This is a genomic window from Winkia sp. C0117E2 (assembly GCF_056590455.1).
The window spans coordinates 122,332-140,211 of sequence record NZ_JBWPWD010000001.1; the positions used below are offsets into that span (position 1 = coordinate 122,332).

Genomic DNA, 17,880 nt, shown 5'->3' on the forward strand with positions numbered 1-17,880 from the left:
GAAAGCGGCATTAAAGCAGGAGGTGGCGAACATGACAGAAAAATTTTCGGGCCACCCGAAGGTGGCCCAAAAACTATTCCTCTTCCTCGTCTTCCAAGAAGTCGCCAGCAGCCAAATTTGCTAGCGCCTGTGCGACGGAATCTGCTCCAGGTCGTGGCGGCGCATCAGCTTCAGTAGCCTCTTCAGCCCTGACCGATTGATCCGGTTCTTCGGAAGGTACCTCAACTTTGTCGGTTGGCGCCTTCGCAGCTTCTACTGCGTCTTCACCGGCAGCGTCCGATAGCTCAGCCGTATCCGCATCCTCGGTACCGGCTTCGCCGGCGTTGTCCTCTTGGTCAGAACCGGCCTCTTCTACAGGAACAACGACGCTGCCTTCAGGAAGAGTCTCCTTGGCAGGCAAGTCGACGCCCTCTGCAAAATCTTCCGGCACCGTTGCAGAACCAAACACTGCTTGGCGTGCTTTCGACACCTTCAGAATGCGATCCAAAATCGCATTCACAAAAGCGGGCGTCTTGTCAGAGGCAATAACCTCCGAAATAGCCATCGCCTCTTTGATCGCAACGGGACCGTCGATCTCGTCGTTGAACATGATTTCCCATGCCCCGACGCGCAAGATTGCCAGGTCCACTCCCGGCATGCGATCAAGCGTCCAGTTAGTCGCGTTGGCCGAAATAGCCTCGTCGATCTCGTTTACATGGTCCGCAACCCCAAGCACGATTTGGTAGGCGTACGGGGGGATCCCGGTTTGGGCGGTGGACACAACCTGCCTTGCCCGCGCCAAGTCCTTTATCCGCTCCGGGGTAGAGCCAAAGCCGCGCTGGTCGGCTTCGAAGAGGGTATCTACTGCCCTGCTGCGAGCCTTCGTTCGACCAGTAAACTTCCTATTTTTCTTCCTTGACATTATTCGGTCACGCGCGAGACGTATTCACCGGTACGGGTGTCCACCTTCACCTTAGTGCCCTGTTCCAGGAAGAGCGGCACCTGGATTTCAGCACCGGTTTCGACGGTGGCAGGCTTAGTACCGGCATTGGAACGGTCACCCTGCAGACCGGGCTCGGTGTAGGTGATCTCGAGGGTCACCTGCGGGGGCAGTTCTACGAAAAGAACGTTGCCCTCGTTGAAGGAGACGATGACCTTCTGGCCTTCGAGCATGAACTTCTTGGCGTCGCCAACAATGTCCTCGGGGATTTCTACCTGCTCGTAGTTGTCATCATCCATGAACACGAAGAATTCGCCGTCGTTGTACAGGTAGGACATGTCGCGGCGATCGACGGTAGCTGTCTCGACCTTGACCCCGGCGTTAAAGGTCTTGTCGATGGTCTTGCCAGACAGGACGTTCTTCATCTTGGTGCGTACGAATGCCGGTCCCTTGCCAGGCTTGACATGCTGAAATTCGACTACCTGCCACAGCTGGTTGTCGATCTTTAGCACCATACCGTTCTTTAGGTCATTGGTCGTTGCCATTAGTGTGTCCTTTCAAAAATTTTCACTCTGACTTTAAACACTACCTGCTTCAAGCGCAAACCCGTTATTTTATAGGCCGAGCTCACGGATTATTGCTGCGGCGCTCTCTTCAGGAGTGGCCTCGGAGGTATCTATTTCTACCGCGGCCAGTGGGCGTAGTTCTTCTTCACGGCGTTTCTTTAGTGCGGCAAAGGTTGCATTTGGGGTGCCGAGGGCGATTGAGCGAGGCGCGTTTAAGCCGTTGCGCACCGCCAACACGTGAGTCCTGGCATTGAGTAGCACAACCGGAGATTTTCCAAGGAGCTCTGCCACGGCGGCGTAAGTGGGACCCGCCGATGGCAGCCCTACCACTGCGCAACCCGAGTTCAGCCCCTTCAAGCATTCTTCGAGTTCGACCTTTCGGTATGCCTCTTCCCCATCATTTAGCAAAATTGCGCTTCCGCCACGCTCGGCCATATGGGCCTCGGTGTCCCAAAAGCTAAGTTTCATTGCCTTTGCAAGGCACTCTCCGACGGTGCTGACTCCTGCTGCAGGCAGACCGAGCAGTACTAGTCTCACTTATTCACCTTCATAAATGCGCGCTGTAAGACGGATGTATCTTCGATCGGAACCGTAACAGGCTTTGCCAACCCTTGCAGCAGAACCATACGGATTACGCCGCCACGCACCTTCTTGTCGGCTTTCATTGCCTCAAGCAAGCGGGGGAAATCTGCTCCGTCGTAGCTGGTGGGCAACCCCAAATAAGAGATGACTTCTTGATGCCGGCGAACCAGCTGCGAACTAATCATGCCTAGTTCATGCGCGACATGAGCGGCAAACATCATGCCAAGTGCCACAGCGTTTCCGTGCCGCCACTGGTAGTTTTCTACCTTCTCAATAGCGTGGCCGAAAGTATGTCCGTAATTCAGAATTTCGCGCAGGCCAGCCTCGTGCAGGTCTTGGGACACTACGTTCGCTTTGACCCGGATTGAACGAGAGACAATCTCGACGAGCCGGTCGTCCTCGGGTCCAATCTCTTCATTTTCCAATAGTTCAAGAATGCGCGGATCGGCAATAAAACCGCATTTGACCACCTCGCCAAGACCTTCGATCAAATCGTCTTTAGGCAGTGACTTCAGGTAATCCAAATCGCACACCACCGCTCGCGGAGTGTAAAACGAACCCACCATATTCTTGCCGATTGGGGTGTTGATGCCAGTCTTGCCGCCAACCGCAGCATCGACCATCCCCAGTAACGAGGTCGACATGGCAATATGATCAATGCCTCGCATCCAGGTGGCGGCTACGAATCCAGAGAGGTCAGTGGTCGCTCCCCCGCCTAGACCGATTACCGTGTCTTCTCGCCCGAATCGTTCCAAGCCAAGAGTTTCCCAAGCATTAGACAGGCAATCAACGCTCTTCTGCTCTTCCGCGTTCGGGGTAATAAATCCCTGCACCTGCCTGCCCATTTCCTCCAGGACTGCTGCTAGTTCGATGCATTCCTTCTTCATATCTTCGGGGGCAATCAGCAATACTTTGCGAGAGGCAGAGGCAATGAGTGAATCTATCTTTGCCTTCGCGATACCTCTTCCGATGCGCACTGCGTACGGGGCATTTCCGTCTACTCCGATTAGCTCATGCTGGCTACGCATTAGGTCTTCAGCAACTTCGGCTACCGTACGCCCGTCAGTTTCTATCGCTATGGTGCAGACGGATCGGTAGGTTTGCTCGCGCTGCGCATAGAGCTTCGTGAGCGCAGGCAGCGGGTCTTCTCCGAGTAACGGTCGGGAATCGGACTTTCCGACTCGGGCAGCGGAAACAGTCGGGCTCGCTTTTAGGTAGACCGTTTCATGTCCGCTTACGAGTGCCGCTGCAGCCGAAGTACTTAGAGCTCCCCCGCCCAGCGCAATAAGATCTGGCGCCTCCTGCAGCGCTCGTCGGATTGCCTCTTGTTCGTAGCGGCGAAACGCGCCCTCTCCCTCACTGGAAAATATTTGCGGGATGGATTTTCCGGCAATATCCGGTATCAAATCATCCGTATCGATGCTGGTCAGACCATACTTGTTTGCCAGGTATTCACTGACCGAGGTTTTTCCGGCACCGGGCATGCCGGTTAGGAAAATGCTCACGCCAACCCCCTCGAATTGAGCGTGGCAACATAGGCACTGACCGCGGCCTTGATCTGTTTTACCGAATATCCTCCAGTGTGTTCCAGCAAGGCCTGTAGCAAGGTGAGGGCGACCATCGCTTCTGCGATTACGGCGGCTGGAGCCACTGCACAGACATCGGAGCGCTGGTGTATTGCAGTGTCTGCCTTGCCGGTTTCGATGTCAAAGGTGCGCAGCGCCCTGGGCACCGTGGAGATTGGCTTTAGCGCTGCCCGTACCCGAATATCTTCTCCATCGGACATTCCACCTTCGATGCCGCCGGCTCGATTTGAGGCGCGGTGAGGATGGCCATCTTCTACCAGGATCTCGTCGTGGGCAGCTGATCCCGGCCGGTCGGCAGTAGCGAACCCGTCCCCGACCTCGACCCCTTTGATCGCCTGGATCGACATCAGGGCTTCTGCGAGACAGGCATCTAGGCGCCGTTTTCCCTGTACATGAGTACCTGCAAGACCAAGCGGAACCCCGGACGCAATAACTTCCACCACTCCGCCTAGCGTGTCGCCTTGTTTCTTTGCCTCGTCTATAGCTGCCACCATCTGGGCGGAGGTGGCAGCGTCGAAGCAGCGAACCGGATCTTCATCCAAGGCTGCCTTGTCATCGGCGCAAGGCTGAGGAGCCCACTCCGGTACATGTACCCCTCCTAGAGCTACTGTGTGCGAGACGGTACGGATCCCAAAGGCCTGCTCCAGGGTCTTTTGTGCGACTACCCCAAGTGCCACCCGCATCGCAGTTTCGCGAGCCGAAGCCCGCTCCAACACCGGGCGAGCATCTGGTAGATCGTAGGCTGCCATACCCGCCAAATCTGCATGTCCTGGACGGGGGCGAGTAAGTGGTTTGTTGCGGGCAATCTCGCGTTCATCGCCCTTGCCGGCGTCCACCTTAAGGGCTGAGGCCGGCACCGGATCCGGGCTCATGACGGTCTTCCACTTCGGCCACTCAGAGTTCTCAATCAGTATGGCAATTGGGGCACCAGTGGTCACTCCGTGCCGTACCCCACCCAAAAAACGGACCTTGTCCGCTTCCCATTTCTGGCGCGCTCCACGCCCATAGCCGAGCCGTCTTCTAGCTAGCCCATCCTGTAAATCTTTAGTAGTTATCTCCACTCCCGAGGCAATGCCATCGATAATTCCGACTAACCCTTCGCCGTGGGATTCCCCTGCAGTAAGCCAAATCATGCCTATAGTGTTCCACATTCTTGCTGAAGGGCGTGAAATCGTTCCGGAGGTCAGAAGATAAGGGCAGAAAGGTAGCCACCCAAAATCAGGTAGGGACCAAAGGCGATCTGCGCCCTCGGATTATGGGTTCTTAGGATCGCTACGAGGGCGCCGCAGCCGGCAAGTAGGAAGGATCCAGCTACCGCCCAGAGCGGCCCGGCCGAAGAAATTGTCACGGGCCAAGATAAGGCTACTGGAGCAAGACGCACATCGCCGAAGCCCATTTTGGTAACTACGGAGAAGAGCGCAAAAAAGCAGAATATCCCGAGCGCAGATGCGGCTAGGGGAAGAAGGACGCCCCGGTAGGCGGCCACTGCTGAGCACAAGAGCGCTCCCCCGCCTGCCCACACCCATAATCTTGGCAACCGATGGGCAGCAAAATCGCACAGTAGGGGCACGGAAAGAAACCCCGCAATACTTAGCCCTACCCAATGCGCCCTCGAGCATAACGCAAGTCCGCACAATCCCAAGGACACCAGCGCATATGTGTAGCGTCTATTCCATCTTGGCGCCTCGATGCCAGCGCTGGTGCAGTAGCGCGCACAGGTAGCGGGACCAAAATACACCGCTGCCCCTACGCCGCCGAGGCAGATTGCCAAGCTAAGAACGGGCCCGATCCATTGCATCGCGCATAGCTTCCACGTCCGGAGTTGCTCCAACCATCAGCACTACCTGCGCCACAGCCTGATAAAGCAGCATATCGGTACCGGGAACAACCTTAGCCCCGGCATCACTGAAAACCTGCGCCAGGGCGGACATTCCACCCGCGTAGGCGACATCCAAGAGTGCCTGGCGCGGCTTTGCGACCGCTCCAATGCCACCTGCCCACTTGTCGGCAACCCTTGCAGGCAGAGTCGAAATTAGCACGTCCGCCTTTGAGATGGCATCGATCATCTGATCAGAACCCAACCGACACTGTGTAATCGGAAAATCCATCCGAGCCGCTGCTCCGGCAACCGAGCCACCCCCAGAGAAACTGCGGGCACAAACTGTAACGTCCCTAGCCCCCATCCACTTCAGGGCAGCTAAAGCGGACGACGCAGTAGCCCTCGCACCTAGGATGACAGCCGATCTGGGCTCTACCTCATCTAAGGCGCGAACGATCCCTTCGACGTCGGTATTAGTTCCTTTTAGGCCGGGAAGTACGGTGTTGACAGCGCCAACTACCCGTGCCAGCTCGGTAAGCTCCAATGCAGGCAGAATTATCTGCTTGTTAGGCATGGTTACCGAAAATCCCCGCCAACCAGGATCAGCTTCTGCCTCCTTGATCGTGGCAACAGCCTGTTCTTGCGGCACGCGTATGGCCTTGTACTGCCAGTCAGAGCGCCCTAGGGACCGGTACGCAGCTTGATGCAGTACCGGTGACAGAGAATGTTCAATTGGGTCGCCGATGACCGCAGCCCACATTAGCTCTCACAAACCTTTGGGTTGTTCTTGCAATATTTCTTGAGTTCTTCGACGTTAGCATTTTGCTGGTCCAAGTTCTCGGCAAATTTAGTTTCACCAGTTTCTAGATTGACCGTGGTGTAATACATCCACTTGCCATCTGCCGGAGCAAGAACAGCTTGCAACGCCTTGTCCGAGAACGTTCCGATTGGAGTAGGAGGCAGTCCCTTTTGCAGATAGGTGTTGTAGGGATTGTCTGCTTTCAGATCGTCAGCGGTGGGAATGCCACCGGACTTACCAACGCCATACAGTACGGTGGAGTCCATGTCTAGTTTTCCTGCCGTATCCGAGTTCCCAGCCGCAAGGCGATTCTCGATGACACGGGCGACCATCGGGTAATACTTCTCGACGTTTACCTCTTTTTCCAGAATAGAGGCCTTCGTCATTACCTCTTCCCACTTCTCCTCGGGGACCTTGTGGTCTTTCAGCTTTGAAATGGTTGCATCAACCATCGTCTCCAGGACGTCTGCGGGTTCAGTCCCGGGCGTTACTGTATAGGTGTCGGGAGCCAGCCAGCCCTCTAGGTTGCCTTTCGCTACCTTGGGCAGCTTGGACTTAGCTACTTCTGCAAAAGCCTTCTCCACTTCGTCCGGATTGAACTGATCGACATTCTTTAGTCGTTCCTTAGCTTCCTTTACAGTGAAACCTTCAGGAATTGTTACCTTTAGATCCGCCTTAGAAGCCGGGTCAAGAAGGGCAGCTACCGCTCCCGCACCCGACATCTTCTTCTTCAACTTGTATGCCCCAGGCTGGATAGCAGGGGCCTGCGCATTGGCGTCGAATGCCTTGGCAAATGCCTTTGCAGAAGCAACTACGCCTTGCTTTTCCAAAATTTTGCCAATGTCTGTCCCGGAGGATCCCTCAGGAATCTCGACGCTTACTGGTGTTGTCCCAGGGCCGGGATAGTCAGGCGCCTTCGCGAAGAGTCCAGACCCCATTACCGCTCTCATACCCAGTGCAGCAGCACATACCACCACGAAGGTCGCAAGCAGCATCACGATGGTAGTCTTCACGCGACGCCTACGCCGGCGCCTCTTGCGCTCAGCTGGTCCTTCAGTAGGACGGAGCTGCGCCTGAGGGCGGCGCCGCACTTTGATCTTCCGTCTCTGCTGGCGCATCTGCGCGCGAGAAGGAAAACTTTTCGGGCCTTCACTATCCGGTGTCATCCTGGTCCTTATAACTTCTGGCCTGCAGGCCGATCGTTAATTCTTTCGTATTCCAAAGCTTGCTGCAGGATAACCACAGCTGCCTGCTGATCTACCAGCTGCCTTTGCTGCCTGGAATTCATTCCTGCTTCACTCATCTGAGTGTGTGCCGAGACGGAGCTTAGTCGCTCATCGACCATGCGAATCGGCACCGTAACTAGCGAGCGCAATCCGCGCGCCCATTTCAGCGCCATCTTTGCGCTCTTGCCGCTATTGCCGGCCAAGGTAACCGGCTTACCAACGATTATCTCTACTGCCCCTACCTCATCGACTAAATCCGCGGCCTCGTATAGATCCGCATCATATTTGTCTTTGGCAATAGTGGTCTTTGGGGTGCACAGTATCGTATCGGCGTCACACACCGCGACACCGATGCGAACTGTGCCCACATCAAAAGCGATTCTGCTGCCTTTGCGCATTAGGCCTTCGATACAGACTCGACTATGTGTTCAAGCGCAGTTGGAGCAGCCTTGGGGTTTTGGCCTCCCCCCTGGGCAATGTCAGGACGGCCACCGCCGCCACCGCCCATTAGCTTGGCGGCCTCGCGTACGAAGTCTCCGGCACGCAAGCCGGCAGTGCGGGCGCCCTCATTAGTTGCTACCACAATGCCAGGCTTGCCCTTAGAAATGCCAGCAACTGCCACTACAGCTGGAAGGTCTTCGCCTAGACGCTCGCGGACGCCAAGTGCCAAAGTCCGAAGATCGTCTGCGGAGCCTACTTCACCGGCAAAATGGGCTACTACCAGCTTGTCTCCTACCCTCTTGGCATCGGCGGCTATCTGAGGAATTGCCGCCTGCAACGCCTGCGAACGCATATTTGCCAAGTCTTTTTCAGCCTTCTTCAGGCGAGCCATCATGGTCTGTACGCGATCAGCGAGTTCTACAGGGGTGACTCCAAGCATGCCCGATACCTGATTGACCAGGGCATGCTCCTTTGCCTGGAATCCAGTAGCAGCATCGCCTACCAATGCTTCAACACGGCGTACGCCCGACCCGACTGAGGATTCACCCAATATGGCAATCCTGCCGACGTGTCCGAGCGAGGGCACGTGGGTGCCGCCGCAGAACTCTCTGGACCAGCCGTCGCCGATGTCTACGACACGCACAATCGAGCCGTACTTTTCGCCAAAGATTGCCTGTGCCCCTAGCTTTTTAGCTTCTTCGATCGGCAGCTCATAGTCAGTGACCGAAAGATTGAGTCCAAGCCTCCTGTTGGCATCGTCCTCAACGTCCTCGACCATTCCTTCGGGCAGCGCGTTTGGATTGCGGAAGTCAAATCTCATTCGCGAGGGCGCGTTCTCGGAACCTGCCTGCGTTGCTCCCTCACCCAGACGATCCAGCAGTTCCTGGTGAATTACGTGGGTCGAAGTATGGGCCCTAGCAATCTGCAGCCGTCGATCCGTATCGATCTGGGCATGGGCTGGCTCGTCCAAAACCACTTCCCCGTCGGTTAGCGTACCCCTATGCACAGAAAGGCCCTTTACGGGTGCCTGTACATCCAGTACATCAATGACACCGCCAGAAGAGGTGCGGATGGTTCCCTGGTCAGCAAGCTGACCGCCGGCTTCTGCATAGAACGGAGTGCGATCGAGAATCAATTCGACGTTTGCGGGAGCAACAGCCTTAGGCTGCGGTTTGCCGTCGACTAGGATGCCCAGCACTCTAGCATCAGCCTGCGAGTCCGTGTAACCCAAGAATTCAACATTTCCGCCTACCCGGTTCTGCAACTCATGGTAAACGCGAGAGTCAACGTGACCAGTCTTCTTCTTTAGCGCATCAGCTCGTGCCCGTTCACGCTGCTCTGCCATCAACGAACGGAACTTTTCCTCGTCCACGCTGACACCCTGTTCGGCTGCCATTTCCAAGGTCAAATCGATTGGGAAGCCGTAAGTATCGTGCAGGGAAAAGGCTTTTTCGCCAGACAGTACCGGAGAGCTCTTAGACTCCTTCTTGGCATCTTGAACTGCCAGATCCAAAATCGTGGTGCCAGCGGACAGGGTGCGGCGGAAGGAATCTTCCTCCGCAAAGGCGACCTGGGAGATAGCATCCCAGTTACGCTCGAGCTCGGGGTAAGACTGCTTCATGACATCCTTGGAAGCTGTCAGCAAAGTAGGCATTACCGGCGCATCCACGCCAAGTAGCCGCATCGAGCGGACGGCGCGCCGCATCAACCTGCGCAGCACATAGCCGCGGCCCTCATTTGAAGGACGTACGCCATCGCCAATTAGCATGAGCGAGGAACGCACGTGATCAGCCACCTGGCGCATCCGTACATCATCCTGATCGGCGCCACTGTCGTATTTGCGCCCGGACATCTCCTCTGCAGCGGCGATCACGGGGAATACCTCGTCGATCTCGTACATGTTGTCTTTGCCCTGTAACAAGAATGCGAGGCGTTCAAGCCCTAGTCCGGTATCAATGCACTTGGCATCCAGTTCGCCCAGCAGCGGGTAATCCTTGCCCTTACCCTCGCCACGAAGGTACTGGTCGAACACTAGGTTCCAGATTTCTAGGAAGCGGTCACCGGCAACGTCCTTCGCGGGGCCTCCATCCGGGCCGTACTGACTGCCGCGATCAAAATGGATCTCGGCACACGGGCCTGCAGGACCGGGCTGACCGGTATCCCAGAAGATCTCTTCCCGCGGTAGCCCCTGCAAGTGGGCCGGATCAATGCCAATCTGATTCAACCAAATATCTTTAGCCTCGTCGTCCTGGTCCCAGATCGTTACCCACAGCTTGTCGCCATCCAGGCCATACTTGCCCTCAGCAATGGAACCGGTAAGCAGGTCCCACGCAAACTTCGAAGCCTCTTCTTTGAAGTAGTCACCGAACGAGAAGTTGCCGCACATCTGGAAGAACGTACCGTGCCTAGTCGTCTTCCCGACCTCGTCAATGTCATTGGTGCGGATGCACTTTTGCACTGACGCAGCCCTGGGCCACGGAGCTTTCTCGGTGCCAACGATGTACGGAATGAAAGGAACCATCCCGGCAATGGTGAACAAAATCGACGGTTCCGGGCTCACTAGCGGCACGGATTCGCGGATCTCGTGGCCGTGAGCGCCAAAATAATCTAGCCAGCGCTGCCTAATTTCAGAGGTACGCACAGAAGGCACCTTTCAGTATGTAGGGCGAACATGTTTGCCACTGGAGGGCGCAAGCAATGTCCGCGTAATGTATTCTTCGTTTTCCTTCATAGCATTAGAAAACTGTGAAGCGTAGAAACTAATTTTAGATCGCACAGGCGGGAGTGCTAACAATGCGGCCGCGGCGACGCCAATGAGTATGGCCTTTTTCACTGCCTCTTCCTCCCCTGCAGCACTTCCCGAGTAGCCGCACTAAAAGCAGCCAGTTTGATAAGCGGACGTCCCACCGTAGAAGACACCAAGGTGGACACCGCAGAAGCATCCTGGGCCATCTGCGAAGCAGAGGTGGTCACCGTATCTACCTTTGCCAGTTGGGTGTTTACCTCGGTAATAGTCTTCGAGGCCTCCTGCACAGTACCCCTTGCATCGACGGTAATGTCCTGCACAGACTTGCGCAGTTCGTCAATAAGCCCACCTAGCTTCAATAGCGGGACTGCCAGCAGTAGAACCAGCACGGCAAATGCGATAGCCGCCACCATCCCCGCAACTGTTCCAAGATGCATAAAAACTCTCCTTATAAACGGGATCTATCTAAGAGTACCTGAATAAGAAGACGCCCCGGAACCAGCAGGCTCCGGGGCGCACTATAAGTAAGATTAGCGAGAGTAGTATTCGACTACTAGCTGTACATCGCAGACGATCGGAACGTCGTCACGCTTGGGGGTCTCCTTCAGCTCGAAGCGCAGCTTCTCAAGAGCAACATCGAGGTAGGAAGGTACCTCAGGCAGGACGTCGCGGTGCGAACCGGCTGCTGCAACCTGGAACAGATCCTTGGTTACCGAAGCGGGCTTGACGTGGACAACCTGGCCGGGCTTCACGTGGAAGGACGGACGGTCGACGATGCGGCCATCGACCATGATGTGCCTGTGCACAACGGCCTGACGAGCCTGGGCAATGGTGCGAGCGAAACCAGCGCGCAGTACCAGAGCGTCTAGACGAGTCTCCAGGTAAGCGATCAGGTTATCGCCAGTCTGGCCACCGCGGCGCTTCGCATCAGCGAATGCGCGACGCATCTGGGCCTCACGAATACCGTACTGAGCGCGCAGACGCTGCTTTTCCTTCAGTCGGACGGCGTAGTCAGATTCGCTACGACGACGGGCACGACCGTGCTCACCGGGACCGTAGGGACGCTTTTCAAAGTGGCGCTGAGCCTTGGGAGTAAGCGCAATACCGAGGGCGCGGGACAGGCGAACCTGGCGGCGCGAGCGGTTAGAGTTAGACATAACCTTTTCTTTCTGTCGAAGTTATTTGCGTGCTTATGCACGGGGCCAACACATACGGCTAAGACCCCAGTGTTGCGGTAAAGCAACCCCACCAGACTAGCGCATTCGCAGCATATTGCGAACCTGGGCAAGAGTTTTCCCAATGTGGGATTCATTACCATGGCTAGTTGGCTCGTAGTAGATAGTGCCATCCAAGCCGTCTGGAAGATACTGCTGGCCCGCAATTCCCGCGGGATCGTCGTGGGGGTATTTGTAGCCTTTGCCGTGCCCCAGCCCCTTTGCGCCCTGGTAGTGCGCATCGCGAAGATGGGCAGGAACGGGCGGGGCCCCTTCCCTTCGTATCTGCGCAATCGCCGAATCAATAGCAGTGATTGCCGCATTAGATTTTGGCGCAAGAGCCACCGCAATAGCCGCTTCAGACAGGATAATTCTTGCCTCCGGCATCCCTACGAGCGCTACCGCCTGAGCCGCTGCAACAACTACGGGAAGCAAGCCACGGTCTGCAAGCCCCACATCCTCGGCAGCCGCAATCATGATCCGTCGGGCAATAAAGCGGGAATCTTCTCCGGCCTCAATCATTCGCGCCAAATAGTGAACAGTCGCATCCGGGTCTGAGCCCCGCATCGATTTGATAAACGCCGAGATCACGTCGTAGTGCTGGTCTTCGTCATAACGCACTAGGGCTTTGTCGGCACTGACTTCGACATCGGCAACCTCTATTGTGGTCCGCTCGTTATCGATCGCTGCCCCTGCCGCAGCTTCCAGCAAAGTCAGAGACCGCCGCCCATCAAAGCCCGCCGTGCGCAGCAGTAGCTCTTCTGCCTGCTCAGATATGTCGATTTTGCCGCCAAAGCCTCGCTCGTCAGTTAGCGCCCTACGCACTAAAGTCCTCAGATCCCCTTTAGTAAGAGGATTTAGCGTGAGCAGCAACGACCTGGATAGCAGGGGCGAAATAACCGAAAACGAAGGATTCTCTGTAGTGGCAGCTACCAGTGTCACCCACCTATTTTCCACGGCAGGTAAAAGAGCATCTTGTTGAGATTTCGAAAACCTGTGCACCTCGTCCACGAAGAGGACTGTTTCCGCTCCGTTAGATGCCAAATGGTGCCGTGCCGAATCGATCACCGCGCGCAATTCTTTCACGCCGGCAGACACCGCAGAGACCTCGGTAAAGCGCCGCCCTGACTGCCGTGCAACTAGGTAGGCAAGAGTAGTCTTTCCAGTTCCAGGCGGCCCCCACAGAATAACCGAGGACACGCCAGATTCTTTAGGCTCTAATAGCCTGCGCAACGGTTGCCCCGGTTTCAGCAGGTGCCCCTGCCCTACCACCTCGTCAAGCGAGGTCGGGCGCATGCGTACTGCCAGTGGAGAGTTTTGTTCAACGGCCGGAACGCCTACCTCTTCCATCCCGCTCGCTTCGAAAAGATCCATAGTCCTACCCTAGCGGAATGGCACTACCGGAGTGTTAGAGCGCTCTTGCATCCTCCAGTACTCCTGGTATCGATCGAAATGGTCCAACACGTCGTGGATCAGCGCTGATTTCGAATAGCCCATCACGTTGTAGTCCCCATCGCCATTAGGGAGGTGCACTTCCAACCTGGTAGAACGTGCTGAAGAGAGCGGCACACCTGCATATACAGCCGCGGGAGTATCTACCGCAAGGATGCGGTAGATGAACTGGTCCGGTCCCGTAAAGGCAGTGAGCTTCAACCGATCGTAGATTCGGCGATCCTCAACTTCTTCTACCGAATCTGTATCGGCACGTACTACCTCAGAAGAAATTCCTTGCCGCTGCAGCTCCCTGGCAATTGTTTCGAGGGCGGGTTGGGCCACGCGGGTGATGTACTTGCTAGCCTGTGCCGGACTAACCTGGTCGAAAGTGCGGGCGAGGCGATCGTGCCAGGATGCCCCATCCGTACCGGAGCCAGCTACAACATTCCTTGCCGAGTGTTCAAGCATCACTACTTTGGAGCGTTCTTCCCGAAGTGCCTTTGCGAGTCCGATCATCACCAGGATCATTACAAAGGCAAATGGCAACCCCATAATGATCGTTGCGTTCTGCAGCGCGTGAATACCCCCTACAACCAGCATTGCAACGGTGAGTACTCCCACCAGCACCGCCCAGAATATCCTTAGGGAAGCCTTCGCGTCCGATCTGGCGGTTGGTAGGTTAGAGCACAAATTCGCCATCACCAGGGCGCCAGAATCAGCAGAGGTAACGTAGAAAAGCAGCCCAACAAAGGTTGCTAGCCCAATAGTAAAGAAGGGCGCCGGGTAAGTTTGCAAGAGCGCGTAAAAACCAGATTCTGGAACCGCGATCGTATTCCTAGCAAAATCAAGGTTGCCAGAGCGCACCAGATCGATGGCAGCGTTACCAAAGACGGAGATCCAAAGCACCACGTACGAGAACGGAATGAGCATAGTGCCTATTACGAATTCTCGTAGGCTTCGTCCTCGGGAAATCCTCGCTAGAAACATGCCAATAAAGGAAGCCCAGGCTACCCACCATGCCCAGAAAAATAGGGTCCACGCCCCCATCCAGAGCCCCTTGTCCTCATAAGGGAAAGTCTGCATGCTCCTGGATGGGAATGTCTGCACAAAATCCCCGATGTTGGATGCCATAGCATTTAGCAGAAAGCTAGTCCTTCCAGTAAACAGCACCCATCCAATAAGGAACACCGCTAGAAACACGTTCAGCTGGGACAGGATCCTGATCCCCTTATTTACACCGGTCGTGGCCGAAGCGGTAGCCATTATTACCGCGAGCACCACCAGAATGATTTGTACTGGTAGGCCACGGCCCGTCCCAAAGAGGATGTCCAGCCCAACATTTAGCTGCACTACCCCGATTCCCAGCGTGGTCGCTACCCCAAAGATGGTGCCGAGGATTGCAGCCGAATCAACTAAGTGTCCAAGCGGACCATCAATACGCTTGCCCAATACCGGGAATAAAGACGAGCGCACCGAAAGGGGCATCTTCCGGCGGTAGGCAAAATATCCCAACGCGATCCCCATGAGTGCGTACATCCCCCACCCGGTTATGCCGTAGTGAAAGATCGTCCACACCGGTGCTTCCGCTGCCGCTTGCAGACTCTGGCCTTTTCCCGAGGGCGGATTCATGTAGTGATTTATGGGTCCGGCCACTGAAAAGAACATGATGTCCGTGCCAATTCCCGCAGCGAACAACATTGCCGCCCAGGAAAACAACGAAAACTCCGGTCTTGAGCTTGGGGGGCCTAGACGCACCCGCCCATACCGGGAGAAGCCAAGGTACAGGACAAAGACAATGATCGCACTGGCCAAACACACGTAGAAGGAGCCAAACCACCTGCAAATCCAAGCTACAGCTGTTCCCAGCACCGATCCGGCCTGAACTGGCGCAATAATCGCCCACAGGGCGATCGCTCCGATGCCTAGTGCCGAACCAATGAATACGGGATAGCTCACTTTTACGTGCCGTATCTGACCGGTGCTCATCTTCCCTCCCTAGCGATTAAACAGTTTGGGGCCGACGATTTTTCGCCGGCCCCACCTGCTAACCAATGAAATCTACAGCTCCAGCGCCTTCACGCTTTATTTCCGGGATGCCGCTAGTCACATCTACCACCGTGGTAGGCCCTTCCGCCCCACACGGACCATCGATGATCGCATCCAGCAAATAACCGATCTGGTCTCGAATCTGCCAACCGTTTACCTCTGGCTCGCTCTGCCCAGGCAGTATTAGCGTCGAAGACATCAGCGGTTCGCCTATTTCGTTCACCAAAGCCTGAGTGATCTTATGCTTCGGGATGCGTACCCCCACCGTGTGCTTCTTGGCATTGAGCATAATGCGGGGGACCTCCTTCGTACCTTTCAAGATGAAGGTATAAGGCCCAGGGGTGAGCGACTTAAGCAACCGGAAAGTCTTGTTATCCACAATCGTCATCTGCCCGACCTGAGAGAAGTCGTGACAAATCAGCGTGTAATCGTGCTTTGGAGGGAGCTTTCTGATCTTCGCGATCGTGTCGATCCCCTGTTTATTTCCAAGCGCACAACCAATCGCGTACCCGGAATCCGTCGGGTAGGCAAGAACGCCGCCAGAGCGAACTACATCGGCAGCCTTCCTAATCAGCCGGTCCTGCGGATTTTCGGGGTGGATCTCAAGAAACTGCGTCAAGGCTATTCCTCTTCGTCGTCCTCTGGAGTGTAATCAACACCCGTTTCAGCACGCTGCTCGTCCGAGATCGGAGCGGGAGCGTCGGTAAGCGGATCCCAGCCGTTGCCGATCTTCGGGAAGGCAATGACATCACGAATCGACGGAGCCTTGCACAGCAGGGACACAATGCGATCCCAACCAAAAGCGATGCCACCGTGTGGCGGTGCACCAAACTTGAATGCATCCAGCAGGAAGCCGAACTTCTCCTGAGCTTCCTCAGGGCCAATCCCCATGACGTTGAAGACTCGCTCCTGCACATCGCGACGGTGAATACGAATCGAACCGCCACCAATCTCGTTGCCGTTACACACAATGTCGTAGGCGTAGGCGAGGGCGTTCTCCGGGTCCTTGTCAAAAGTATCCAGGCACTCCGGCTTCGGAGAGGTGAATGCGTGGTGCACTGCCGTCCACTTCGAGTGGCCGAGCGCAACGTCGCCCTCTTCTTCAGCCTCACCGGTGGGCTTGAACAACGGAGCGTCGACAACCCAAACGAAGGACCAGGCATCCTCGTCAATCAGGCCGGTACGCTTGCCGATCTCGAGCCTGGCCGCTCCAAGGAGTGCGCGCGACTCAGCGGCTTTACCTGCGGCGAAGAAGATGCAATCACCAGGCTTTGCGCCCGTAGCCTCGGTCAGCCCATCCTTTTCAGCCTGCGAAATGTTCTTCGCAACGGGACCACCAAGGGTGCCGTCCTCGGCAACAGTGACATAAGCCAGGCCCTTCGCTCCCCTGGAGCGGGCCCAATCTTGCCACTTATCAAAAGTACGACGCGGCTGGGAGGCGCCTCCCGGCATCACTACGGCACCAACGTACGGGTTCTGGAAGACCCGGAACGGCGTGTCCTTGAAGTACTCAGTCAGATCAACTAGTTCCTGCCCAAAGCGCATATCAGGCTTGTCAGATCCGTATTTCTCCATTGCATCCTTGTAGGTGATGCGCGGAATCGGAGTGGGAATCTGGTAATCGATGAGCGCCCAAATCTCGCGAAGCAGATCCTCGGTAACAGCAATTACATCGTCCTGTTCAACGAAGCTCATCTCGCAGTCTAGCTGCGTAAACTCAGGCTGCCTGTCTGCTCGGAAGTCCTCGTCACGATAGCAACGAGCAATCTGGTAATAGCGTTCCATGCCGGCCACCATCAGCAGCTGCTTGAATAGCTGCGGAGACTGCGGCAGCGCGTACCACGAGCCCGGCTTGAGCCGAGCGGGCACCACGAAGTCGCGGGCGCCCTCGGGAGTGGAACGAGTCAACGTAGGGGTCTCAATCTCGACAAAATCATGCGCATCCAGGACTCGGCGAGCAGCCTGGGAGACCTTAGAGCGCAGTCGGATCGCATACTGCTGAGACTGGCGCCGCAAATCAAGGTAGCGGTACTTGAGGCGCACATCTTCGCTCACCTGGCCTGCGTCCTCGGCATGTGCAGAAACTTGGAATGGTAGCGGTGCGGCCGGATTTAGAACTTCAACATCGTCAGCGAATACCTCAATAGCCCCCGTCGGCAGATTCGGATTCTCGTTGCCCTCTGGACGCTTCTCCACCTTACCGGTGATCTTCACGACAAATTCGCTACGTAGGCCCCTAGCTACCTCTTCGTCGTGGATAACTACCTGGGCAATACCTGAGGCATCCCGAAGATCGATAAAGGCGACCCCGCCATGATCGCGGCGACGGTCAACCCAACCGGCCAGGGTAACGACCTGGTCGACTAGCGATTCGTTCAGCGTACCTATGTTGTGAGTTCGCAGCACGTGCTATTCCTTTCTAGTTTGCGACACCGCTAGACAGGCGGGCGCTTCTGTCCTAGGTTAGCGCGATCTGCATAGTTGACGCCAATGTGCAAATAT

16 protein-coding genes are annotated in these 17,880 nt (G+C 56.0%); all 16 read right to left on the reverse strand.

What is annotated here, in order from left to right:
• Window positions 1-73: 73 nt before the first annotated feature.
• The 16 genes from nusB to aspS all read right to left on the reverse strand — a co-directional run bounded on the left by nusB (window position 74) and on the right by aspS (window position 17,784).
• On the reverse strand, window positions 74-901 hold the full coding sequence (gene nusB / locus AC1EKG_RS00545; RefSeq protein ID WP_004805212.1) for a transcription antitermination factor NusB: 828 nt from the start codon (window positions 899-901) through the stop codon (window positions 74-76).
• Window positions 901-1,464, reverse strand: a complete 564-nt coding sequence (efp, locus tag AC1EKG_RS00550; RefSeq protein ID WP_004805210.1) for an elongation factor P — start codon at window positions 1,462-1,464, stop codon at window positions 901-903. Before efp ends, nusB begins: the two co-directional genes overlap by 1 nt.
• Before the next feature lie 69 nt (window positions 1,465-1,533).
• Window positions 1,534-2,022 (reverse strand): shikimate kinase, encoded by a 489-nt coding sequence (locus AC1EKG_RS00555; RefSeq protein WP_004805208.1) that lies wholly within the window; start codon window positions 2,020-2,022, stop codon window positions 1,534-1,536.
• On the reverse strand, window positions 2,019-3,572 hold the full coding sequence (gene aroB, locus AC1EKG_RS00560; RefSeq protein WP_004805206.1) for a 3-dehydroquinate synthase: 1,554 nt from the start codon (window positions 3,570-3,572) through the stop codon (window positions 2,019-2,021). The genes AC1EKG_RS00555 and aroB overlap by 4 nt, the downstream gene beginning before the upstream one ends.
• Window positions 3,569-4,786, reverse strand: a complete 1,218-nt coding sequence (gene aroC / locus AC1EKG_RS00565; protein ID WP_004805204.1) for a chorismate synthase — start codon at window positions 4,784-4,786, stop codon at window positions 3,569-3,571. The genes aroB and aroC overlap by 4 nt, the downstream gene beginning before the upstream one ends.
• A gap of 50 nt (window positions 4,787-4,836) precedes the next feature.
• On the reverse strand, window positions 4,837-5,451 hold the full coding sequence (locus AC1EKG_RS00570) for an A24 family peptidase (protein WP_004805201.1): 615 nt from the start codon (window positions 5,449-5,451) through the stop codon (window positions 4,837-4,839).
• The gene (locus tag AC1EKG_RS00575) at window positions 5,426-6,232 is read right to left on the reverse strand and encodes a shikimate dehydrogenase family protein (protein WP_481067703.1); all 807 of its coding nucleotides are present in this window, start codon (window positions 6,230-6,232) and stop codon (window positions 5,426-5,428) included. The genes AC1EKG_RS00570 and AC1EKG_RS00575 overlap by 26 nt, the downstream gene beginning before the upstream one ends.
• Window positions 6,232-7,437, reverse strand: a complete 1,206-nt coding sequence (gene mltG, locus AC1EKG_RS00580; RefSeq protein ID WP_004805197.1) for an endolytic transglycosylase MltG — start codon at window positions 7,435-7,437, stop codon at window positions 6,232-6,234. Before mltG ends, AC1EKG_RS00575 begins: the two co-directional genes overlap by 1 nt.
• A gap of 8 nt (window positions 7,438-7,445) precedes the next feature.
• On the reverse strand, window positions 7,446-7,895 hold the full coding sequence (gene ruvX, locus AC1EKG_RS00585; RefSeq protein ID WP_004805196.1) for a Holliday junction resolvase RuvX: 450 nt from the start codon (window positions 7,893-7,895) through the stop codon (window positions 7,446-7,448).
• Window positions 7,895-10,579, reverse strand: coding sequence for an alanine--tRNA ligase (gene alaS, locus AC1EKG_RS00590; RefSeq protein ID WP_004805194.1), 2,685 nt, complete (start codon window positions 10,577-10,579; stop codon window positions 7,895-7,897). Before alaS ends, ruvX begins: the two co-directional genes overlap by 1 nt.
• Before the next feature lie 188 nt (window positions 10,580-10,767).
• The gene (locus AC1EKG_RS00595; protein WP_004805190.1) at window positions 10,768-11,121 is read right to left on the reverse strand and encodes a DUF948 domain-containing protein; all 354 of its coding nucleotides are present in this window, start codon (window positions 11,119-11,121) and stop codon (window positions 10,768-10,770) included.
• Window positions 11,122-11,214: 93 nt separating this feature from the next.
• The gene (rpsD, locus tag AC1EKG_RS00600; RefSeq protein ID WP_004805188.1) at window positions 11,215-11,841 is read right to left on the reverse strand and encodes a 30S ribosomal protein S4; all 627 of its coding nucleotides are present in this window, start codon (window positions 11,839-11,841) and stop codon (window positions 11,215-11,217) included.
• A 96-nt stretch (window positions 11,842-11,937) separates the two neighbouring features.
• Window positions 11,938-13,272 carry a replication-associated recombination protein A gene (locus tag AC1EKG_RS00605; protein ID WP_004805186.1) on the reverse strand — a complete coding sequence of 445 codons (1,335 nt, stop codon included), beginning with the start codon at window positions 13,270-13,272 and terminating at the stop codon, window positions 11,938-11,940.
• Window positions 13,273-13,281: 9 nt separating this feature from the next.
• The gene (betT, locus tag AC1EKG_RS00610; protein ID WP_004805183.1) at window positions 13,282-15,318 is read right to left on the reverse strand and encodes a choline BCCT transporter BetT; all 2,037 of its coding nucleotides are present in this window, start codon (window positions 15,316-15,318) and stop codon (window positions 13,282-13,284) included.
• A 58-nt stretch (window positions 15,319-15,376) separates the two neighbouring features.
• Window positions 15,377-15,997, reverse strand: a complete 621-nt coding sequence (locus tag AC1EKG_RS00615) for an L-threonylcarbamoyladenylate synthase (RefSeq protein ID WP_004805182.1) — start codon at window positions 15,995-15,997, stop codon at window positions 15,377-15,379.
• Between the two features lie 2 nt (window positions 15,998-15,999).
• A complete protein-coding gene (gene aspS / locus AC1EKG_RS00620; protein ID WP_004805179.1) occupies window positions 16,000-17,784 on the reverse strand; it encodes an aspartate--tRNA ligase in 1,785 nt (594 codons plus the stop codon).
• Window positions 17,785-17,880: the final 96 nt, after the last annotated feature.